At 66.2% G+C, this 20,753-nt stretch carries 22 protein-coding genes and 1 tRNA gene; 17 read left to right on the top strand and 6 right to left on the bottom strand.

Annotation, left to right across the window (positions count from 1 at the left end; all coding sequences use genetic code 11):
* Positions 1 to 93: 93 nt before the first annotated feature.
* The 6 genes from ACFVTE_RS08345 to ACFVTE_RS08320 all read left to right on the top strand — a co-directional run bounded on the left by ACFVTE_RS08345 (position 94) and on the right by ACFVTE_RS08320 (position 5,662).
* Positions 94 to 885: a permease gene (locus tag ACFVTE_RS08345; protein WP_387099061.1), complete on the top strand. Its 792-nt coding sequence runs from the start codon at positions 94 to 96 to the stop codon at positions 883 to 885.
* 164 nt (positions 886 to 1,049) lie between these two features.
* Positions 1,050 to 1,703, top strand: coding sequence for an FABP family protein (locus ACFVTE_RS08340; protein WP_387099059.1), 654 nt, complete (start codon positions 1,050 to 1,052; stop codon positions 1,701 to 1,703).
* A 132-nt stretch (positions 1,704 to 1,835) separates the two neighbouring features.
* Positions 1,836 to 2,558, top strand: coding sequence for a flavodoxin family protein (locus ACFVTE_RS08335; protein ID WP_387099057.1), 723 nt, complete (start codon positions 1,836 to 1,838; stop codon positions 2,556 to 2,558).
* A gap of 41 nt (positions 2,559 to 2,599) precedes the next feature.
* Complete coding sequence (locus ACFVTE_RS08330; RefSeq protein WP_387099055.1) at positions 2,600 to 3,685, top strand: YgfZ/GcvT domain-containing protein; 1,086 nt, start codon at positions 2,600 to 2,602, stop codon at positions 3,683 to 3,685.
* Complete coding sequence (locus ACFVTE_RS08325) at positions 3,682 to 4,140, top strand: ankyrin repeat domain-containing protein (RefSeq protein ID WP_387099053.1); 459 nt, start codon at positions 3,682 to 3,684, stop codon at positions 4,138 to 4,140. Before ACFVTE_RS08330 ends, ACFVTE_RS08325 begins: the two co-directional genes overlap by 4 nt.
* 4 nt (positions 4,141 to 4,144) lie before the next feature.
* Entirely contained in the window at positions 4,145 to 5,662 is a 1,518-nt protein-coding gene (locus ACFVTE_RS08320) for a DHA2 family efflux MFS transporter permease subunit (RefSeq protein WP_387099051.1), read from the top strand.
* A gap of 55 nt (positions 5,663 to 5,717) precedes the next feature.
* Here the strand turns inward: ACFVTE_RS08320 and ACFVTE_RS08315 are convergent, their stop codons facing one another.
* The 5 genes from ACFVTE_RS08315 to ACFVTE_RS08295 all read right to left on the bottom strand — a co-directional run bounded on the left by ACFVTE_RS08315 (position 5,718) and on the right by ACFVTE_RS08295 (position 10,074).
* Positions 5,718 to 6,449: a GNAT family N-acetyltransferase gene (locus ACFVTE_RS08315; RefSeq protein WP_387099049.1), complete on the bottom strand. Its 732-nt coding sequence runs from the start codon at positions 6,447 to 6,449 to the stop codon at positions 5,718 to 5,720.
* Positions 6,450 to 6,586: 137 nt separating this feature from the next.
* Positions 6,587 to 7,612, bottom strand: coding sequence for a 6-phosphofructokinase (locus tag ACFVTE_RS08310; RefSeq protein ID WP_387099047.1), 1,026 nt, complete (start codon positions 7,610 to 7,612; stop codon positions 6,587 to 6,589).
* A 232-nt stretch (positions 7,613 to 7,844) separates the two neighbouring features.
* On the bottom strand, positions 7,845 to 8,099 hold the full coding sequence (locus ACFVTE_RS08305) for a PspC domain-containing protein (RefSeq protein WP_354257740.1): 255 nt from the start codon (positions 8,097 to 8,099) through the stop codon (positions 7,845 to 7,847).
* A gap of 3 nt (positions 8,100 to 8,102) precedes the next feature.
* Positions 8,103 to 8,387 carry a hypothetical protein gene (locus ACFVTE_RS08300; protein WP_387099045.1) on the bottom strand — a complete coding sequence of 95 codons (285 nt, stop codon included), beginning with the start codon at positions 8,385 to 8,387 and terminating at the stop codon, positions 8,103 to 8,105.
* 1 nt (position 8,388) lies between these two features.
* Positions 8,389 to 10,074, bottom strand: a complete 1,686-nt coding sequence (locus tag ACFVTE_RS08295) for a PspC domain-containing protein (RefSeq protein ID WP_387099043.1) — start codon at positions 10,072 to 10,074, stop codon at positions 8,389 to 8,391.
* Positions 10,075 to 10,199: 125 nt separating this feature from the next.
* Here ACFVTE_RS08295 and ACFVTE_RS08290 point away from each other — a divergent pair, with 125 nt between their 5' ends.
* A complete protein-coding gene (locus tag ACFVTE_RS08290) occupies positions 10,200 to 11,591 on the top strand; it encodes a PspC domain-containing protein (protein WP_387099041.1) in 1,392 nt (463 codons plus the stop codon).
* Positions 11,588 to 12,265 (top strand): LuxR C-terminal-related transcriptional regulator, encoded by a 678-nt coding sequence (locus ACFVTE_RS08285; RefSeq protein ID WP_387099039.1) that lies wholly within the window; start codon positions 11,588 to 11,590, stop codon positions 12,263 to 12,265. Before ACFVTE_RS08290 ends, ACFVTE_RS08285 begins: the two co-directional genes overlap by 4 nt.
* A gap of 142 nt (positions 12,266 to 12,407) precedes the next feature.
* On the opposite strand, the gene ACFVTE_RS08280 is transcribed toward ACFVTE_RS08285, so the two are convergent.
* Positions 12,408 to 13,625: a pyridoxal phosphate-dependent aminotransferase gene (locus ACFVTE_RS08280; protein ID WP_387099037.1), complete on the bottom strand. Its 1,218-nt coding sequence runs from the start codon at positions 13,623 to 13,625 to the stop codon at positions 12,408 to 12,410.
* Positions 13,626 to 13,899: 274 nt separating this feature from the next.
* Between ACFVTE_RS08280 and ACFVTE_RS08275 the strand changes: the two genes are divergently transcribed.
* The 9 genes from ACFVTE_RS08275 to rplL all read left to right on the top strand — a co-directional run bounded on the left by ACFVTE_RS08275 (position 13,900) and on the right by rplL (position 20,577).
* Positions 13,900 to 13,972, top strand: a tRNA-Trp gene (locus tag ACFVTE_RS08275).
* Positions 13,973 to 14,053: 81 nt separating this feature from the next.
* A complete protein-coding gene (gene secE, locus ACFVTE_RS08270) occupies positions 14,054 to 14,338 on the top strand; it encodes a preprotein translocase subunit SecE (protein WP_387099035.1) in 285 nt (94 codons plus the stop codon).
* Between the two features lie 114 nt (positions 14,339 to 14,452).
* A complete protein-coding gene (gene nusG / locus ACFVTE_RS08265; protein ID WP_387099033.1) occupies positions 14,453 to 15,304 on the top strand; it encodes a transcription termination/antitermination protein NusG in 852 nt (283 codons plus the stop codon).
* A 132-nt stretch (positions 15,305 to 15,436) separates the two neighbouring features.
* A complete protein-coding gene (rplK, locus tag ACFVTE_RS08260) occupies positions 15,437 to 15,868 on the top strand; it encodes a 50S ribosomal protein L11 (RefSeq protein ID WP_003803853.1) in 432 nt (143 codons plus the stop codon).
* A 189-nt stretch (positions 15,869 to 16,057) separates the two neighbouring features.
* The gene (rplA, locus tag ACFVTE_RS08255) at positions 16,058 to 16,765 is read left to right on the top strand and encodes a 50S ribosomal protein L1 (RefSeq protein ID WP_331572376.1); all 708 of its coding nucleotides are present in this window, start codon (positions 16,058 to 16,060) and stop codon (positions 16,763 to 16,765) included.
* 155 nt (positions 16,766 to 16,920) lie between these two features.
* Entirely contained in the window at positions 16,921 to 18,012 is a 1,092-nt protein-coding gene (locus tag ACFVTE_RS08250; protein WP_387099030.1) for a GNAT family N-acetyltransferase, read from the top strand.
* A gap of 78 nt (positions 18,013 to 18,090) precedes the next feature.
* Entirely contained in the window at positions 18,091 to 19,200 is a 1,110-nt protein-coding gene (locus ACFVTE_RS08245) for a GNAT family N-acetyltransferase (RefSeq protein WP_387099737.1), read from the top strand.
* A 343-nt stretch (positions 19,201 to 19,543) separates the two neighbouring features.
* Positions 19,544 to 20,125 carry a 50S ribosomal protein L10 gene (gene rplJ / locus ACFVTE_RS08240; RefSeq protein WP_076801202.1) on the top strand — a complete coding sequence of 194 codons (582 nt, stop codon included), beginning with the start codon at positions 19,544 to 19,546 and terminating at the stop codon, positions 20,123 to 20,125.
* Between the two features lie 74 nt (positions 20,126 to 20,199).
* Positions 20,200 to 20,577, top strand: coding sequence for a 50S ribosomal protein L7/L12 (rplL, locus tag ACFVTE_RS08235; protein WP_003803837.1), 378 nt, complete (start codon positions 20,200 to 20,202; stop codon positions 20,575 to 20,577).
* Positions 20,578 to 20,753 lie beyond the last annotated feature (176 nt).

The raw sequence follows: 20,753 nt of genomic DNA, 5'->3' as shown, positions 1-20,753 counted from the left end.
TAGGGCAGGATTGAAACCGTCAGGGGGCCGAGCCCTGCCCGTCAACGGCACAGCCAGGATGAGGTCGCAGCAGATTTGAGTGCAGAGTCCGAGATGAGTACGCCACGGCCTGCCCCCGAGGTGAGCGCTCCTGCCGCTGCCGGCCGGACGCTCAAGTCATGGAGCATCGGAATCATTGGCCTGGCGGGCCTTGCCACGCTGGTGGCCAGCGTCTTCCGGACCCCCGATGTCCTCCTCGCGGTGGCCGTGCTTTTTGCTTTGGGGATCGGTGTCGGCTGGCCGCACTACCTGGATATCCCGGCCAAGAAAACCCTCGCCGCCGTGATCGGGCTCTCAGGCGCCGGCTCGGCCGTTGCGGCCACATTCGCCGCCGCCCCCGGCTACCTCAACTGGACGCCCGGCTTCATCGCCCTGGGTGTCACCGCCGTCTTCCTTGTCCAGCTGGTGCGCGGCACCGGCCAGGCGCAGCGCCTGGAGTCGACGCTCGGCTGCAGCGTGGGGGTCCTGCTGTCCTGCCTGGGCTCCGGCTGGATCGGCGGCGCCAGGTTCAACGGTGTCAAGGAGATGGTGCTGGTGGCGGGCATCAGCGCCGCCGTCGCACTTCTGACCGGCCTCATCCGCTGGCCCGACCGGATCATTGCGCCCCTGGGCATCACCCTGGCCGGACTGGCCGGGCCGCTGGCCGGGCTGGTGTTCTCCGACATCGCTGTGCTGCCCGCCGCCGTGTTCGGCGTGGTGGTGGGGGCAGTCCTGGTCAGCTTCCGCCGGCTGGTCACCCTCCGGGGCGCGCCGCTGAACTTTCCGGCTGCCCTCGGCATGGGTCTGGCGCCGATTGCGGCGGTCGGTTCGCTCGCCTACTTCATAGACAAACTACTCATCTCCTGACGGGTTAGGATGGCATCATGTCCGTACTTGCATTTGAAATCTTCTTCCTTGTCCTGCTCGGCGTTGCCAGTGTTTCCATGGCCTGGTTTGCCGGTTTTGTCGTCTACCGTCTGTTCAAAGGACAGCGGTAAACCCCTGCTTAGCGGTTTCGAGAGGTAGCGGCTGTGCCTATTGAAATTCCTACGGACCTGACCCCCGAACTGGTTCCCCTCTCCTGGCTCATTGGTGAGTGGGAGGGCCGCGGCCGGCTCGGTGCCGGTGATGAAGGTTCAGAGCACTTCCTGCAGCATGTCTCCTTCACCCACAATGGTCTGCCGTATTTGCAGTACCGTGCGGAAAGCTGGCTGATCGACGAGGACGGCACCAAGCTCCGGCCGCTCACTGTTGAGACCGGTTTTTGGGCCCTGGAGCGCAAGCAGCTGGAGGCCGACAGCGGACCCGGCCTGATTCCCGGGGACATCGTGCCCGTGCTGAAAAGCGCCGACGAGGTGGAGGCCCTCCGCAACAAGGATGGCGGCTTCGACATCTCGGTCTCCATCAGCCACCCCGGCGGCATCTCTGAGCTGTACTACGGGCAGATCAAGGGCCCGCAGATCCAGCTCAGTACCGACATGGTGATGCGCGGCAGCCACTCCAAGGAATACAGTGCGGCCACCCGGATCTTCGGGCTGGTTGACGGCAACCTGCTCTGGCGCTGGGACGTGGCCTTCGGCAGGCCGTCGGCAACCGCCGCGGCCGCCCAGCCGGCCGCCGAAGCTGTCGAGGCGGGCAACGGCCTCGAGGCGCATGCCTCGGCGTTCCTTAGCAAGGTCTCCTGACCGCAGCACCCCTGCTTCCGCACCCTTGCGTCCGCGGGCACTGTTCGCCTGCTCTGTTCGCCGGCGCTCCCTTGGGCTACTTTGGCCTCAGGTCCCACAACCTGAGTCCGCAGCAACCCGATGGAGTGTCCGATGGATGAGTCCCAGCCCCCGGCTGACTACAGCGACCTCAAAGCCGTCTACTTTAACGGCACGCTGAAGCGGTCGCCGGAAAAGAGCAACACCGAGGGCCTGATCACGGTGAGCCGGCTGATTATGGAGAAGCAGGGCGTGGCCACCCGGGTCATCCGCACCGTCGACCACGACATCGCCAGCGGCGTGTACCCGGACATGCGTGAGCATGGCTGGGCGACCGATGAATGGCCCGAGCTGTATCCGGCTGTGAAAGAAGCGGACATCGTGGTGGTGGCGGGACCCATCTGGCTGGGTGACAACTCCTCGCAGACCAAGAAGCTCATCGAGCGGCTCTACGCCCATTCCGGCCAGCTTAACGAGAAGGGCCAGTGGGCCTTCTACCCGAAGGTGGGCGGCTGCCTGATCACCGGCAACGAGGACGGCATCAAGCACTGTTCCATGAACGTCCTGTACAGCCTGCAGCACATCGGCTTCACCATCCCGCCGCAGGCCGACGCCGGCTGGATCGGCCCGGTCGGGCCGGGCCCCAGCTACCTCGATGAGGGATCGGGCGGCCCGGAGAGCGACTTCACGAACCGGAACACAACGTTCATGACGTGGAACCTCCTGCACCTGGCCCGCACGCTCAAGGACGCCGGCGGAATTCCCGCCTACGGCAACCTTCCGGAAGAATGGAAGGCCGGAACCAAATTCGGTTTCGAAAACCCGGAATACCGCTAGGTGGCCGGAATACCCTCCCAGCCAAGGACGTTCCCCTTCATATGACTACCAAGAGCCCTCTGTTGTCGCGCCCTGGCGCCGTTGAAGCGGGCGGCGCCGACGCCGGCGTCGCGTCCCACTATGGCGAGCCCCTGCGGGAGCAGCGCGCCCTGGCGTCCGGAACCGCCGTCGTCGATCTTTCCCACCGCGGCGTGGTGACGGTCACCGGACCGGACCGCCTGAGCTGGCTTAACACGCTGTCCTCCCAGCAGGTCACCAACCTGCAGCCCGGTGAATCCAGCGAACTGCTGCTCCTGAGTGTCCAGGGCCGCATCGAGTTCGATGCGCGCGTGGTGGACGACGGCGGGACCACCTGGCTGATCGTCGAGGCGGCCGAAGCGGGACCCCTCGCCGAGTGGCTGACCAAGATGAAGTTCATGCTCCGCGTTGAGGTGGCGGACGTGTCGGCCGGGTGGGCTGTGGTGGGATCCACCAGGGCCGTGCCCGAATGGTCCGGCCAGCTGGTGTGGCAGGACCCCTGGCCGCATGTCGGGGCGGGCGGCTACTCCTACGCCGTGGTCCCGGAAGACACCCACCCCGGCGCCGACCGCCCGTGGTTTGAATACCTCGTGCCCGCCGCCGAGCTCGAAGAGACCGTGGGGGACCGCAAGCTCGCCGGCGTTCTCTCCGCCGAAGCCCTGCGCGTGGCCGCCTGGCGTCCGCGGCTCGGGGCCGAAACGGACGACAAGACCATTCCGCACGAACTGGACCTGCTCCGCACCGCCGTGCACCTGGCCAAGGGCTGCTACAAAGGCCAGGAGACTATCGCCCGCGTCCACAACCTTGGCCACCCGCCGCGGCGCCTTGTGTTCCTGCAGCTCGACGGCTCCCAGCACACCATGCCCGCCCCCGGCAGCGAAGTCCGGGTGGGGGAGCGCAAGGTGGGCACCGTTACGTCCGTGGCACAGCACTACGAGATGGGCCCCATCGCGCTGGCAGTCATCAAGCGTTCGGTAGCCGCGGATGAAATACTGACGGTAATGGACGGGGATGAACCGTACACAGCCGCGCAGGAAGTGATCGTGGCGCCCGACGCCGGACAGGTCGTCGGAAGGCAGACAGGATTCCTGAGGGGGACCCACAGATGACAGACTCCACCGCGCCCGACGCCTCGCAGCAACCCGCTTCGCAGGCGCCCGAGGCCTCGCAGCAGCCCGCTTCGCAGGGGCCCGATGAGGAAACCCTCGCGCTGGCGCACAGCCTCTTCGACGCAGCCCGGAACGGCGACACCGAGCTGCTGCGCAGCTACCTCAACGCAGGCGCCCCGGCCACGATGACCAACTACGCCGGCGACTCGCTGCTCATGCTCGCCGCCTACCACGGCCACGCCGAGACCGTGCAGCTCATCCTGCACCACGGCGGTGACGCCAACGCTGCCAACGACCGCGGACAGACCCCGCTGGCCGGCGCAGTGTTCAAGGGCTACGCGGACGTGGCCAGGGCACTGATCGACGCGGGAGCAGATCCCGACGCCGGCTCCCCGTCGGCGCGTGACGCCGCCCGGATGTTCGCCCGCGACGACATCCTGGAATTGCTGGGCTGAACTTTTGGAGAACGTCACCAGGCCCTGGCCTGCCCTCTGGTCCCTCGTCATCGGGTTCTTCATGATCCTGATCGACACCACCATCGTTTCGGTGGCCAACCCGCGCATCATGGAGGGGCTGGATACGGACATCAACGCCGTGATCTGGGTCACCAGCGCCTACCTGCTGGCGTATGCCGTGCCGCTGCTGATCACGGGCAGGCTCGGCGACAGGTTCGGTCCCAAGCGTCTGTACCTGGCCGGCCTTGTGGTCTTCACCCTCGCGTCGCTGTGGTGCGGGCTGTCCGGAACGGTCGGGATGCTCATCGCCGCCCGCGTGCTGCAGGGCCTCGGCGCAGCGCTGATGGCGCCGCAGACCATGGCCGTGATCACCAGGATCTTCCCGCCGGACGGGCGGGGAGCAGCGATGGGCCTGTGGGGCGCCACCGCCGGTGTGGCCACGCTGGTGGGGCCCATCCTGGGCGGCGTGCTCGTTGACGGGCTTGGCTGGGAGTGGATCTTCTTCATCAACGTGCCCATCGGGATCGTGGGCTTCATCCTTGCCTTGCGCTTCGTTCCGTCCCTCACCACCCACCCGCACCGGTTCGACATCCCCGGCGTGGTGCTTAGCGCCGTCGGGCTTTTCCTCCTTGTCTTTGGCATCCAGGAGGGCGAGACGTACAACTGGGGCACCATCACCGGTCCGGTGACGGTGTGGGGGCTGATCATCAGCGGGATTGTGGTGCTGGGGCTGTTTGTCGGCTGGCAGGCGGCCAACAAGGGCGAGCCCCTGCTTCCGCTGGGCCTCTTCCGGGACCGCAACTTCTCGCTGGCGAACATCGGGATCACCACGGTGGGCTTCACCGTCACCGCCTTCGGGCTCCCGCTCATCTTCTACTACCAGATCGTGCGGGACATGACCCCCACGCAGTCTGCCCTGATGATGGCGCCCATGGCACTGATTTCGGGCGGCCTCGCACCCCTGGTGGGCAAGATCATCGACCGGGTGAACCCCAAATACATCACGTCAACGGGCCTGCTCCTGATGGCCGTGGCCCTGTTCTGGAATTCAGCACTCATGCATCCGGACACCCCGGTATGGCTGTTCCTGCTGCCCAGCGCGGTACTTGGATTCGCGAATGCCGGCATCTGGGCCCCGCTGAGCTCCACTGCCACCCGCAACCTGCCCATGCGGCAGGCCGGCGCCGGTGCAGGCGTGTACAACACGACGCGGCAGATCGGGGCTGTCCTCGGCAGTGCCGCCATCGCCGTGCTCATGCAGGCACGGCTCGCCGCGGAACTTCCGGCGGCACCCGGCGGGGCGCCCGGTAGCGGCGGCGAGGCCGGCGGCTTCGGCGGCCAGCTGCCTCCCGCGCTCCATGACGGCTTCGCGACGGCGATGGGCCAGTCGATCATGCTGCCGGCGGCTGTGATCGTGCTCGGCGCCGCTGTTGCCCTGTTCTTTGCCAAGCCCAAAGCAGTCCAGGGCTGGGGCGGGCAGCGGCCGGCGGCCGGCCAGGACGCGGAAGCGACGACGCGCTAGCGCATGTGGCGGCCCCGCGGGGGTGCGGCGGCCCGCGTGGGGCGCCGGCCGCCGGTCAGGCCCGATGCGGCTGGCCGAGCAGCACGCTGGTCTGGATGCCGCCGGTGGAAAAGCCCAGGCTGCGTGCCGTGGCCAGCGAACCCTTGTTGCTGACGTCGGTGCGCCACTGCAGAGTCAGCCCCGAGGCCAAGGCTTCGTGGGCGGCCACCGACGCCGCGAGCGAGCCCAGTCCGCGCCGGCGCCACTCGGGTGCCACCAGAACGCCCATGTGGGCCAGGATGCCTTCCCATTCGGAGTAGGCGCCGCAGGCCACAGGCACCCGCTGCCCTTCGTCGTCGTGAATGATGGTGTAGCGGTTCTCGAGGTCGGACAGGCCCACCTCGTTCACGTCATCGGGCGGGCACAGGCCCTCGAGCTCAATAGCTTCAGGGTTGCCGTGCGATACCGTCAGCTCCTCCGCGGGCTGGAGCAGCGGCAGGTCGTCGGCGAAGAAGAGTGCGGCCGAGCCCTGGCCATGGCCTCCGTGCCGGCGCGTGATGGTCAGCAGGGTGACGTGCTGGGCCATCTCCTCGTCGGAAACGCCGGCCGCGGCGTCCAGTGCCCACTGCGGCCCCACCAGGGCCGAGCTGCCGAACAGCCGGACGAACTCGACCGAGCGCGCGGCGTCATCGACCCTGGTGATCCGCTCGCCGGTTTCCAGCGCGCTGGCGAAAGCGCCGTCGTCGAGCCCCAGGCGGCGCGCCCAGGCAAGCTGGATGATGGCGGCTGATCCGGGGTCAAGACTCATGGTCCCAGCCTACCGATCCCGGCCCCCGCGAGCCCGCTCCACACGGTCCCAGCGCGAACGTACAGCTGTGGCCCCAAATCCGTGCGGAAAAGGGGCCACAGCTGTACGTTCGCGCTATGAGCAGGCGGGGTGCCGGCTTAGCCGAAGAGGACCGCGGCCTCGTCGTAGCGGTGCTGAGGGACGGTCTTGAGCTTGCCGAGGGCGGCTTCGAAGCCCACGTGGTCAATGTCGGTGCCGCTCAGCGACACCATGGTGCCCCAGCGCCCCTCCACCACGGAGTCGATGGCGGCCATGCCAAGCCGGGTGGCCAGCACCCGGTCGAAGGCGGACGGGACGCCGCCACGCTGGATGTGGCCCAGGATGGTGGCGCGGGTTTCGATGCCGGTCCGGGCTTCGATTTCCGGGGCCAGCTGATCGGCAATCCCGCCCAGCCGGGGACGGCCGAAGGTGTCCAGGCCGCGCTCGGAGTGCGGGCTTTCCATGTGCTCCGGAACGAACCCTTCGGCCACCACGACCAGCGGTGCACGGCCACGGGCGTGGGCCTCGGTCACCCATTTGGTGATCTGCTCGATGCTGACCTTCTGCTCCGGGATCAGGATGGCATGGGCACCGGAGGCCATCCCGGCGTGCAGTGCGATCCAACCGACGTGGCGGCCCATGACCTCGGCGATCATGCAGCGGTGGTGGGATTCACCGGTGGTCCGCAGCCGGTCGATGGCCTCGGTGGCAATCTGCACGGCGGTGTCGAAGCCAAAGGTGTAGTCCGTGGCGTCAAGGTCGTTGTCGACCGTCTTGGGGACGCCGACGATCTTCAGGCCGGCATCCGTCAGGCGCTTGGCGGCTGCGAGGGTTCCTTCGCCGCCGATGGCGATGATGGCGTCGATGCCCAGCCGGTCCATGTGGGCTTTGATGACGTCCGGCCCGCCGCCGTTCTCGAACGGGTTGGTGCGGGATGTGCCGAGGATGGTGCCGCCCTGCTTGGCAATACCGCGGACAAGGGTTCGGGGGATGGGGATGATGTCACCCTCCACCACGCCGCGCCAACCGTCGAGGAACCCCACGAATTCGTGGCCATGGATGGCAATGCCTTTGAGGACGGCGCCGCGGATGACGGCGTTCAGTCCGGGGCAGTCGCCGCCGCTGGTGAGGATTCCGATTTTCATTTTCTTGGCTCAAATCCTGGTTCGAAGGTTTTACGGGCAGAGCGCCACGCTGAGCTCAATTAGAGATTCTAGTGGGGAGTGTGGGGTAGGACACAAACGATTACACCCCCGAGGGGTCCAGTCCCCGGCTCGGGACGCCGGGGCCGGTAGGGTCCGGGACAGCACAGTGCCCCCGTTCCGGCGGGAACGGGGGCACTGTACGAATTGACGACGGCGGCTGCCGCGAAGGGCTCTACCGGCCTATGCCACGCTTTTCGAGGAACGACTCAAGGGCGATCGAGTTGTTCTGGTCCGGCAGGATCAGCCACGCTGCGAGGTAGAACACGACTGCCGGGCCCGGCAGCAGGCAGAACAGGAGGAATGCGATCCGGACAAATGCCACGTCCACATTCAGCTTCCCGGCGATTCCGCCGCATACGCCGCCCAGCCACCGCTGCGGTCCGCGCTTCAGGCCAAGGCCCCTGACAATGCTGAAGAACTTTTCCATGGTTCAAGACTTCCCGTTTGTTGTGCTGTTGTCACGTTTTCGCGCTGAGAGGAGCCCGCCGACCACCAACGCTGCCCCGGCTCCGATCATCAGGCCGATCAGCACATATGTCCCGTTCAGGACCACAATCCCCAGCTGCGAGATGACGATCAGGACGGCCAGGGCGAGGACCACCAGCCCCCAGACGATGGTTCCTACCCGGGCCGGCGCCTCGGCGGGTTCGTCCATGCCCGGGACGGATGGTTTGGGTGCAGGGTTTGGTTCCGGCGAGGGATCAAAACTGCTCATGTCAGTTTCCTTCCTGGATGGCGATGTTGCTAACGGTGCCGTCGATCTGGAGGATCAGGCGGGCGCCGGGCTTGTCCGAGTTGTAGCTGCTTTGCCGGGAGGTGATGCCGCCCCGGCTGTCCGTGCCCTCGTTCAGGTTGCCCAGGGTCATGTCGGCCCGGACATCCACCGGCACGGTGCGCGGAATGATGACCGTCACGTTGCTTGCCGTCGCATCGAGGGGGATCACGACGTCGGTGCTCAGGGGCGGGTTCAGGTTCAGGCCGGTCAGGTCCACAGTTCCCCGGCCTCCGGTGATCTGGAAGCCCTGGCGGGCCTGTTCCAGGGTGACCGGATTCCAGTCCGCATTCTGGAAGCGGAACCGGTCTCCGTTGGGAACGGCGCTGAAGATGCCGCCGACGATGAGCGCCACCACGGCGAAGAACCCGAGGACGCCCGAGGTCCTGCCGCGCATTCCGGCCAGCAGGATGCCAAGGCCCAGGACCGCTGCACCGGCTGCCCAGACCACGGCGTTGGCTGAATCGCCGAGATCAATCAGGTTGCCGGCGTCGAGCGCTTTGAGCGTTCCGCCAGCCAGCAGGGCCAGTCCGGCGGTGATGGCTATGGCCGGCGCGCCGGGGCCGGTGGGCCGCGACTTGGGTGCCGGTGCGGGCACCGGAACCGGAGCTGGCCGGCGCGGCGGAAGGCCGCCGCCGTAGGGGGCCGTGGGAGCTCCAGAGCCATAAGGGGCTGCCTGGCCGTACTGGCTTGCCTGGCTGTAGGAGGGGATGGCGTCCGGGGTCGGCGGAACCGTATAGGGCTGGGCAGGTGTGTGGTTGCCGGCGGCAAAGGATGACGGCGTTGTTGTGGATCCCGCCGTGGCGGCCGCCGGCGGGTTCCCGGGGGTTGCGTAACCGTAGGCGGCCCGGCTTCCGGTGGCGCTGCCCATCGGCGCTCCGCTGCGGTTCTTGTTCCGCTGCGTCAGGAAGTAGATCAAGTAGATAAGACCGCCGATCCAGAACAGCGCCCAGAAGAAGCCGAAGCCGTCGTGGCCCCATCCCCAGAAGCCGCCGCCTATGCCGGTGAGGCCGACGATCGAGGTGATGAGTGCCCCCGTCATGCCGGTGCTCCAGCGGCCGGCGCCCGCCTCCTGGGTGTGGATCCGGCCGTCGGGCTCAGGCAGCAGGGCCCAGCCCAGGCCGTACAGGAGGACGCCGATGCCCGCGAACAGCGTCAGCACGATGAAGATGCCGCGCACGATCAGCGGGTCGATGCCCATCCTTTCCGCGATGCCGCTCGAGACGCCGCCGATCCAGCGGTCGCGTCCCCGGTGGATGCCGTGGCTGCGGATCCAGTCGAAGAAGGTCAGCGGCTGGGCGGTGCGGCCGTAGCCCGGAGCGCCGTAGCCGGGAGCGCCGTAGGAGGGCCCGGCGTGGGTTCCGGCGTGCGTTCCGGAAGGCGGGGTGTCTCCAGCGGAAGTGTGCGGCGGCTGGTCCGCGGCGGGGGTCGGGAACAGCGGCTCCGTCGGGTTCTCCGGCGGGGTGTGGCTTTCCCGCTCAGAGTTATCCGTGGCAGCGTGGCTTTCCGACTCAGCATTTTCTGGCTCGGCGTATTCCCGCTCTGCGGGGTGCTCCGGTTCCTGGCCGCTGCCGCCCTCGGGCGGGGTGCCCGGCTGGCCTTCATTGGGGTTGGGGTTCTGCGAGTTCATACTTCGATCTTGCCGTTTGCGCTGGTCAGTCCTCTATTGGGGAACACCCTGAGCCGTCCCTGACTTACCCCGGGTTCACCCTCACAACGGGGCCCGGCAACCCTGATCCGTGTTTGGATTGATGCATGACCACAGCCCCCGTCCGCCCGCCTCTGGTTCGCAGCAGCGACCGCGTGATCGCAGGCGTCTGCTCCGGCCTGGCGGTCCATCTTGGCTGGCCGGTGCGCATGGTCCGGATCGGCATGGTGGTGGCCGCCTTCGCGGGCGGCGCGGGGCTGGCGTTCTACGCGTGGCTGTGGATTATGGTTCCCACCGCGGACGAGAACGCCAAGCGCAATGCCCGCCGCCCGGCGTCGCCCATTGCCCCTGCCGTGAGCCTGCCGCCCGTGAGCTTGCAGTCCGGCCCGGCCCCCGCCCTTTCCCCGGGAACTGTCCCGTTACCTGCCGTCCCGCCGCCTGCGGGGGAGTACGACGCCGGCGCCGCCTCCCAGCCCCCGGCGCCTGCCGCCGCTCCCGGGGCCTGGTTCCGGATCCGGAGTATGCGCTACGGCAAGGAGATTCTGCTGGGCGCCGGGCTCCTGCTCGTGGCCGCGATCCTGATCGCCAGGCTGCTCGGCGTGGAGGTGCCCCTCGGCACGCTGATCCCGGCGGCAGCGATACTGGGCGGCGCGGCGATTGCCTGGATGCAGCTGGATGAAACCCGCCGGGCCGGGCTCGTGGATAAAACCAAAGCGGACCAGGCCGGGGGCTGGGCGCGTCTGGCTGCGGGCCTGGCGCTCGTGGTTGCCGGGGTGCTGGTCATGGTGTCGGGGTCCGGCTCCTGGCAGCAGACCTGGCTCGCATTGCTCGCGTCCGTGGCCGTGCTGGGCGGCGTGGCGCTGGTGCTGCTGCCCTGGGGCCTGAAGTTCTGGCGTGACCTCGAAACCGAACGGGCCGGACGCGTGCGGGAGACCGAGCGGGCCGAGATCGCCGCCCACCTGCACGATTCCGTCCTCCAGACGCTTGCCCTGATCCAGCGGCGGGCCGGCAACGAGCACGACGTCGTCCGCCTGGCCCGGGCCCAGGAGCGCGAACTGCGGGGCTGGCTCTTCAAGGACCCCGCCCGCGAGGCCGGCCAGCTCTCGGACCGGATCAAGACCGCCGCCGCCGAGGTTGAGGACGGGCTGGGAAACGCCGTCGACGTCGTGACCGTGGGCGACACGGAGATGACCGAACGCCACGACGCGCTGGTCCAGGCCAGCCGTGAAGCCATGCTGAACGCTGCCCGCCACGGCGGCGGTCCTGTTTCCGTCTACCTCGAGGTGTCCGACGGCGGCGCGGAAGTTTTCGTCAAGGACCGCGGCCCGGGCTTCGAACTGAACACGGTCCCGCACGACAGGCTGGGCGTGCGTGAATCAATCGTTGGCCGGATGAAGCGGCACGGCGGCAACGCCGTCATCAACAGCGGACCCGACGGCACGGAGGTGCGCCTCAGGCTGCCTGCGGACGTTGCGGACAACGGGGAAGGGAAGTCATGAGTACACCAGCAGGGGCAGGCCCGGCGGGAAGAAGCGTTCGGGTGGTGATCGTGGATGACCACGCGATCTTCCGGTCCGGCCTGAAGGCTGACCTGGACCCGAGCGTGGTGGTGATCGGGGAAGCCGGCACCGTGGAGCAGGCCGTCGAGGTGATCGCCGCTGCACGGCCCGACGTCGTGCTGCTGGACGTGCACCTGCCCGGCGGCCGCGGCGGGGGAGGCCGGGAAGTCATCACCGGTTCCGCGGCCCTGCTGGGGACAACACGGTTCCTTGCCCTGAGCGTGTCCGACGCCGCCGAGGATGTGGTTGCCGTGATCCGCGCCGGTGCCCGCGGCTACGTTACAAAGACGATTTCCGGTGCGGAGATCACCGATGCCGTGTTCCGGGTTGCCGGCGGCGATGCCGTGTTCTCCCCGCGGCTGGCAGGCTTCGTCCTGGACGCCTTCGGCACCGCTCCGGCCGACATCGCCGACGACGAACTGGACAAGCTCTCCGCCCGCGAACTCGAGGTGATGCGGCTGATCGCCCGCGGCTACAGCTACAAGGAGGTGGCCAAGGAGCTCTTCATCTCGATCAAAACCGTCGAAACCCACGTCTCGGCCGTGCTCCGGAAGCTGCAGCTGTCGAGCCGCCACGAACTGACCAAGTGGGCCGCCGAACGCCGTCTCCTCTAGCCGAGACGCGTCCTCACGTCCCGTCGCCTTTCCCCAAACCCTTCCTCACGTCCTGCCGCCCAAAGGCAAACGCTCCCGCACCAAAAATAATTGGTGCGGGAGCGTCTGAGGATTTCCTGCAGGATCTGCGGGAGGGTTTGGGTTACTGGGCCTTGCCGAGGAACTCCTGCAGGCGGCCGACGCCGGTGGCGAGGTCCTCGTCGCCCAAGGCGTAGGAGAGCCGCAGGTAGCCGGACGGGCCGAAGGCCTCGCCCGGAACCACGGCGACCTCCACCTCGTCCAGGATCAGCGCGGCCAGCGCCGCCGAGGTTTCCGGGCGGACGGTACCGTTCGCCGTCGGGAATTCCTTGCCCAGCAGCGCGCGGACGTCCGCGTACACGTAAAAGGCACCCTTCGGCGTCGGGCATTCAACACCCTCGATCGCGTTGAGCCCGTCCACGATGGCCTTCCGGCGGCGGTCGAAGGCGACCTTCATCTCGTCCACCGCGGTGAGCGGGCCGGAGACGGCTGCCAGGGCCGCGATCTGCGGGATGTTGGACACGTTGGAGGTGGCGTGCGACTGCAGGTTTGTGGCGGCCTTGATGACGTCGGCGGGGCCGATCATCCAGCCCACGCGCCAGCCGGTCATCGCATAGGTCTTGGCGACACCGTTGAGGATCACTACCTTGTCGCCCAGTTCCGGGGCGGCGGTGGCGATGGAGGTGAACGGAACACCGTCGTACGTCAGGTGCTCGTAGATCTCGTCGGTGACAACCCACAGGCCCTTGGCGGCGGCCCACTTGCCGATTTCGGCGACCTGCTCGGGCGAGTAGACGGAGCCGGTGGGGTTCGACGGCGAGACGAACAGCAGGATCTTCGTGCGGTCGGTGACGGCTGCTTCGAGCTGCTCCACGGTCACCAGGTAGTCCTGCTCCGGGCCGGCGAAGACTTCCACCGGGACGCCGCCGGCGAGGCGGATGGCCTCGGGGTACGTGGTCCAGAACGGCGTGGGGACAATCACTTCGTCGCCAGGATCCACCAGCGTGGCGAACGTGTTGTAGACGGCCTGCTTGCCGCCGTTGGTGACCAGCACCTGTGATGGGTCGGCCTTGTAGCCGGAGTCCCGGAACGTCTTCTCGGCGATGGCCTTCTTCAGTTCAGGCAGGCCGCCGGCGGGGGAGTAGCGATGGTACTTCGGCTGGCTGGCGGCGTCGATGGCGGCCTGGACGATGTAGTCCGGAGTGGGGAAGTCGGGCTCACCCGCACCGAAGCCAATCACCGGCCGGCCGGCCGCCTTCAGCGCCTTGGCCTTGGCGTCGACAGCCAGGGTGGCGGATTCGGCAATGGCGGAAATGCGTTGGGAAACGCGGGCGGAAGACATGGCGGGTCCGTTCTTCGCTTGCAGCTGGTGAGCTGAATGGTGGATTTCGACGGAATCTACTCTATGCTGTTCACCGGATCGTTCGAGGTGGAACACGGATTTGTGACTGCGGTGCGGCGCGGATCCAGAAGCTGAAAACGATCCGAAACGAGGCTGGTTCGACGTAAGCGCAGTTGTTGCGTAGACTGGTTCTCCGGTGTTGAAAACACGGATGATGGCGTGCGCCCCAGATGGCCTTGGGGAAAAGTGCGGCCTCCATCGGTTTTCGATCCATAGGGTAGTGGCGCAATTGGTAGCGCAGCGGTCTCCAAAACCGCAGGTTGCAGGTTCGAGTCCTGTCTGCCCTGCGCAGGCTGTTCCGGCGAAAAGCCGGAGCAAGCGCAGCAAACAAAGGTTCAGTTCAGAGCCGGGTAATCCGACTTGCGAGGATGAGTGAGGAACAGGTGACCGAAACAGCTGCAAGCAGCTCCAAGGGCCGCCCAGCCAAGAAGGCCGCCAAGGCCGGCTTCTTCGCTCGCATCGCACTCTTCGTCCGCCAGGTCATTGGCGAACTGAAGAAGGTCGTCGCCCCCACCCGCAAGGAACTGATCAACTACACGCTCGTGGTGCTCGTATTCGTAGTCATCATGATGGTGGTCGTCACTCTGCTGGACCTGGCGTTCGGCACCGCGGTGAGCTGGGTCTTCAGCGGTACAGGCGCCACGGACCGCTAAGGCGATCGGTCCGCAGACTGCGTGGACTCCGGCCGGATTCGGCAAGGAGTTACGGGGTGTGCGGAATTGAGCCATTTAAATAGGCAATTAGGCAATGAGGAAGCAGGAGACCAAGTGTCTGAGCAGGAGCTCGAGGTAACTGAGACTGAGCTGGATGAAACCCAGAACCCCGCGGCTGAGTCCGCTGAGGGCTCCGAGGTTGAGTCTGCTGCGCCCGATTCCGAAGGCGACGCCGATTTTGAAGACGACGCTGACGCTTCCGAAGACGACGAGACCGACGCCGATGAGGCCGACGACGTGACCGGAGAGGACGCCGGGGAAGGCGCCGAAGGGGCCGACGTCCTGGCCGCTGCTGCCGCCCAGGCCACCGACCCGGCCGAAGAGTTCAAGTCCAAGCTGCGCCGCCAGGAGGGTGACTGGTACGTCATCCACTCCTACGCCGGCTACGAGAACCGCGTCAAGGCCAACCTTGAGACCCGCATCCAGACCCTGGACATGGAAGATTACATCTTCGAAATCCAGGTTCCCATGGAAGAAGTCGTTGAGATCAAGAACGCTCAGCGCAAGGTCATCAACCGCGTCCGAATCCCCGGCTACGTGCTGGTCCGCATGGACCTGACCGACGCCTCGTGGGGCGCCGTCCGCCACACCCCGGGTGTCACCGGCTTCGTGGGCAACGCCCACAACCCCGTGCCGCTGCGCCTCGATGAGGTCTTCTCCATGCTCGCCCCGGTCTTCGAAGAGGAGCAGGCGGAGAAGGGCAAGCCCGCCAAGCAGGCTGCCGCCCCGGTCAACGTCGACTTCGAGGTCGGCGAGTCGGTCATCGTCAAGGAAGGCCCGTTCGAGACCCTTCCCGCCACGATCTCCGAGATCAAGGTGGATTCCCAGACCCTCGTGGTGCTGGTCTCCATCTTCGAACGCGAGACCCCGGTCACGCTGGCCTTCAACCAGGTCACCAAGATCTAGCTGATCACCATAGATTTCGTTCCGGAACGGCCCGCTTAGCAGTTTCGGAACGGCCGACCGCCTCGCCATGGCGGTCAACCACCTGAGGCACGCTCCTGTGTCCCAGGACGCATTTGAGAGAAGGACCCTACATTGGCTCCCAAGAAGAAGGTCACCGGCCTCATCAAGCTGCAGATCCAGGCAGGTGCCGCTAACCCGGCCCCGCCGATCGGTCCTGCGCTTGGCCAGCACGGTGTCAACATCATGGAATTCTGCAAGGCGTACAACGCTGCGACGGAAGCCCAGCGCGGCAACGTTATTCCTGTTGAAATCACCGTGTACGAAGACCGTTCGTTCACGTTCATCACCAAGACCCCGCCGGCTGCAGAGCTCATCAAGAAGGCTGCAGGCGTCGCCAAGGGTTCGGCTACTCCGCACACCGTCAAGGTTGCCAAGCTGACCCAGGCCCAGGTCAACGAGATCGCCTCCACCAAGATGGAAGACCTCAACGCCACCAGCCTCGAAGGCGCAGCGAAGATCATCGCCGGCACCGCCCGCTCCATGGGCATCACCGTCGAGGGTTAATTCCCCACCGCTGATGCGGCGCCGGATCCGGGAAACCGGGAACGACGCCGGGCAGCACCGCCGGGAAACCGGCACCACTGAAAAATTGAAATGCCGCAAGTTCCGTACGGATAAAACCGCCGGACCAGCGGCTGTGGCAGGGCCCAGCGCGGTCCGCAGACCACAACTGCACAAGGAGAAATAAGCAGCATGGCAAAGCGCAGCAAAGCATATGAGGCAGCCGCCGCCAAGATCGACGCGGAGAAGTTCTACGCGCCGTTCGAGGCAGTAACGCTCGCCAAGGACACCAACCCGTCCAAGTTCGACGCCACCGTTGAGGTTGCCTTCCGCCTGGGCGTTGACCCCCGCAAGGCCGACCAGATGGTCCGCGGCACGGTCAACCTGCCCCACGGCACCGGTAAGACCGCCCGCGTTCTGGTGTTCGCCACGGGCGAGAAGGCCGAAGCAGCAATCGCTGCCGGCGCCGACTTCGTTGGTTCCGACGACCTGATCGAAAAGATCGCCGGCGGCTGGACCGACTTCGACGCAGCCGTAGCCACCCCTGACCTCATGGGCAAGGTTGGCCGCCTCGGTAAGGTACTGGGCCCGCGTAACCTGATGCCGAACCCGAAGACCGGCACCGTCACCCCCGATGTCACCAAGGCTGTCAACGACATCAAGGGCGGCAAGATCGACTTCCGCGTGGACAAGCACTCCAACCTGCACTTCATCATCGGCAAGGTTTCCTTCGACGCCGTCAAACTGGCCGAGAACTACGCCGCCGCCCTCGAAGAGGTGCTCCGCCTGAAGCCGTCCGCTTCCAAGGGCCGCTACATCCAGAAGGCAACGGTTGCCACCACGTTCGGTCCGGGCATCTCCGTTGACCCCAACGTCACCAAGGTTCTCATCGAGGCTTAAGCTTCCTGAACCCACGGCCGGATATCCGGCCGGCACAAAAGGACCGCCCGGCATTTGCCGGGCGGTCCTTTTGCGTTAGCGCCTGCTCTGGCGGCAGTCCGCTGACAAGCCAGGGCACTCTGTCGGACGCAGGAGGTTGCAGTTAGGCTGATCCGGTGACGACGCCCTCCTACCGGATCGAGCCGCTGTTCCTGCCTGCGTCCCTTGACGCTGCCGACGCCATGGACTTCCTCGAGTTCAGCCGCCTCAGCGACGACCTTGTGCTGGAGACCTGGGGCAACCTGGACCGGGCAGCGCCCCGCAGGGCCCGGCTGGAGGGGTGGCGGGACGACGACTACGCGAAGCTGCGGCTCATCTTCGTGCGGCTGGACGGCCGCATGGTGGCGAGGTCCTGGATAAGGCTTACGCAAAAGGAAAACCTCCAGGATGCGTTTGTCCGGGTGGATGTCCTCAATGAGTTCAGCGGCCGCGGCATCGGCCAGGCCCTCCTCCGGCATGCGGAGGCACTGGCGGCGGAGGACGGCCGCAGCACCCTGCAGAGTTTCACCGAGCACGCGCCCGGGTTCGACCCGGACGGTGAGGGGGTGCTGAAGCCCGGAACGGGCACGGGCGGGGTCCCGGCCGCGGCACGCGGCGTACGGTTCGCCCTGGCGGCCGGTTACACCCTCGAACAGGTGACGCGTTTCAGCGCACTGGACATGCCGCCGTCGGACGGTGTCCTGGACGCGCTGGAAGGCGAGGCAGCCGGCGTCGCCGGGGACGGGTACCAGATCCTCGGCTGGACGGACCGCTGCCCGGACGAGTACGTGGAGCAGATGGCAGTGCTCATGTCGCGGATGAGCACGGATACCCCGGCCGGCGCGCTGCACTACGACGCCGAGGTCTGGGACGCCCGGCGTGTCCGGCACGTCGAGGACGAGTGGAAACGGACAGGCCTGGAGTCGCTGGTGGCAGTCGCCCGGCACAAGGTGAGCGGCGAGTTGGCCGCCTATTCCGTGCTGCAGCACTCGGGCGAAAAACCGTGGCTGGCCGAACAGGACGACACCCTGGTGGCCAAAACGCACCGCGGGCACCGGCTGGGGATGCTGGTGAAGGTGTTCAACCTTCGCCGCCTGCAGCAGGAGCATCCCGAAGTCGAGCGGGTCCTGACCTTCAACGCCGCCGAGAATGACCACATGCTGGCCATCAACCTTGCCCTGGGATTCCGTCCGGCAGGGTACGACGGTGAGTGGCAGCGCCAGCGCTAACCGGCATATGCTGGCGACGGATACACCGGGACTCAATCCCGCAGCCTTGCAGGCGAGCGGCGGAAACGGCTGGGGATGATGGCAATAAACGTGCGGATCGAGCGGCTGTATATTCCGGACTCCGTGGACGCTGCCGACGCAGCGGATTTCCTCGCCGCGGTGGAGGTGGGACGCAAGGTCCGGATGGATACCTGGGGCAGTGACGACCTCGCCTACACGCCGATGGAAAAGCTCCTTGAACTGGACGACCCCTACGAGCGCCAGGTGATCCTCGTGGCAAAGGTCGAGGACGAAATCGTGGGCACCGTGGACATCGCGCTTCCCCTCGCCGACAACCTGGACCTTGCCGAATTCACGCTGGACATCCTCCCCGAATACCAGCGCCAGGGCGTGGGCCGGCAGCTGCTCGAGGCCGCGGAGCACTTCGCCCGGAACGAGGGCCGCACCATGATCCTGGTGGATACCAACCATCCCGGGGCTTCCCTGCACGAATTCGCGCCAGAGCAGCTGGTGCCCGGGTCGGGGCAGGGCTACGTGCCGCTGGGCAGCCGCGAGGTGGATTTTGCCCAGCGCACCGGCTACACGCTGCAGCACATTGAGCAGTTCAGCTCGTGCGCATTGCCGCTGGACAGCAAGCTGGTGGCGGAGCTCGAGGCGGAGGCCCAGGAAGCCAACAACGGCCGCTACCGGCTGCACCACTGGACCGACCGCTGCCCGGAGCGCTGGCTGGAATCGGTGGCCGCCCTCGAAAACCAGGCCGGCGGTGACGCCGGACCGGTTGAGGGGACCGATGACATAGTTTTCGACGCGCGGATCCTGCGGGAAGCCGAGGAAGTGACCATCAGTCAGGGACGGCGGACGGTGGTGACCGCCGTCGAACATATCGCCACGGAGACGCTCGTGGGGCTCACCACCATCAGCGTCCTGGCACAGCGGCAGGACGTGGTCTTCCAGGACGACACCGTGGTGCTGCAGGCGCACCGCGGCAACAAGCTTGGCCTGCTCATCAAGGTGGCCAACATGGAGCGCCTCACAGAGCAGTTCCCCGCTGCTCGGGTGATCTACACCTGGAACGCACCGGAAAACCGGTACCTGCTCACGGTCAACCACCAGCTGGGGTTCACGACGGCGGGAGTCACCGGGATCTGGCAGAAGGAACTGCCGGACCTGGGACCGAGCCGGAGCTAGGGGCCGGCAGGATTTAGCACCCCCGGCGGGCCAGCCCCCGGACGAGCCGGGCCGATTTGGTTATCCCCTGAGCCGTCCCGTAAGCTTGAACTACCAAAGACCGTCGGTTGTTGGATTCCCACTCTTTCGAGCTCAGCTCAACTCTGCAGTTGTGTGCGGAAGAGCCAGTGGGTTTCCGGACGAAGGACCCTGAACATAGGGCGGCCGGCGCAGGTGAACGAAGCAAAGTTCCGCTGTTTGAACAGCGTTGAGCCAAGCCCCGTGCATCTGCGCGGGGCGTTTTTAGTTTTAGCTCACCTGAGCGGGGACCCGGAAAACCGGCACTATCCCCGGAAGGAGGGTTATGGCAACGCCTACCAAGGTTTCAGCAGTAGCTGAGATCACTAACGATTTCAAGGAATCGAACGCCGCTGTCCTGACCGAATACCGTGGGCTCACCGTTGCACAGCTCAAGCAGCTGCGTGTTTCTCTCGGCCAGGACACCAAGTTCGCGGTCGTCAAGAACACCCTGACCGCCATTGCAGCCAAGGAAGCTGGTGTCGAAGCATTCGACGGCCAGCTCGCCGGCCCCACTGCAATCGCGTTCATCAAGGGTGACGCAGTTGCAGCTGCCAAGAGCCTGACGGATTTTGCCAAGGCCAACAAGCAGCTGGTCATCAAGACCGGTTACTTCGAGGGCAAGGCACTGAACGCCAGCGAAGTTGCTGCCCTGGCAGCACTCGAGTCCCGCGAGCTGCAGCTCGCCAAGGTTGCAGGCGTCCTCAAGGCCCCTGCCGCCGCTGCTGCACGCATCATCGACGCACTGCGCCTCAAGCTTGAAGAAGAGAACGGTGCTCCGGCTGAAGCCGCAGCTCCCGCCGCTGAAGAAGCTCCGGCCGCAGAAGCAGCAGAGGCTCCGGCCGAAGCCGCTGCCGAAGAGAACTAACTCTCTCCCAAAAAGACTCCGGTGGAACGGACGGCATTCAGCCCCCGGCCACCTTTATAGGAAGGACGCCAACCATGGCGAAGCTCAGCAACGAAGAGCTCATTGAAGCTTTCAAGGAACTGACCATCATCGAGCTCTCCGAGTTCGTCAAGCTCTTCGAAGAGACCTTCGAAGTTACCGCAGCTGCTGTTGCTGTTGCCGGCCCCGCCGGTGGCGCTGCTGCTGAGGAAGCTGAAGAGAAGACTGACTTCGACGTCATCCTCGAAGCTGCTGGCGACAAGAAGATCGCAGTGATCAAGGAAGTTCGCGCCATCACCTCCCTCGGCCTCAAGGAAGCCAAGGACCTGGTTGACAGCGCTCCCAAGGCTGTTCTCGAAGGCGCCACCAAGGAAGCTGCCGAGAAGGCAAAGGCTCAGCTCGAAGAAGCTGGCGCCACCGTTACCCTCAAGTAACACTGCATTTCCAGGAATCCCCGTCCACTCCGGTGGGCGGGGATTCCTGCGTTTAACAGCAACCCCGTCAAAAAGCAACGCGGGGTCACTTAGCGCCCAATCCAAGGGCCGAATTGGGGGCGATGTGTCCCCCCGGGGGGTTTTGTGGGCGGGGTGTTTGGGCGGCGGGGGGGCGT

Origin of the sequence: Arthrobacter sp. NPDC058097, assembly GCF_042884885.1 — a bacterium.
Taxonomy (GTDB): Bacteria; Actinomycetota; Actinomycetes; order Actinomycetales; family Micrococcaceae; genus Arthrobacter.
The sequence above is the reverse complement of the archived record's forward strand: the minus strand, read 5'-3'. Positions and strand labels throughout refer to the sequence as shown.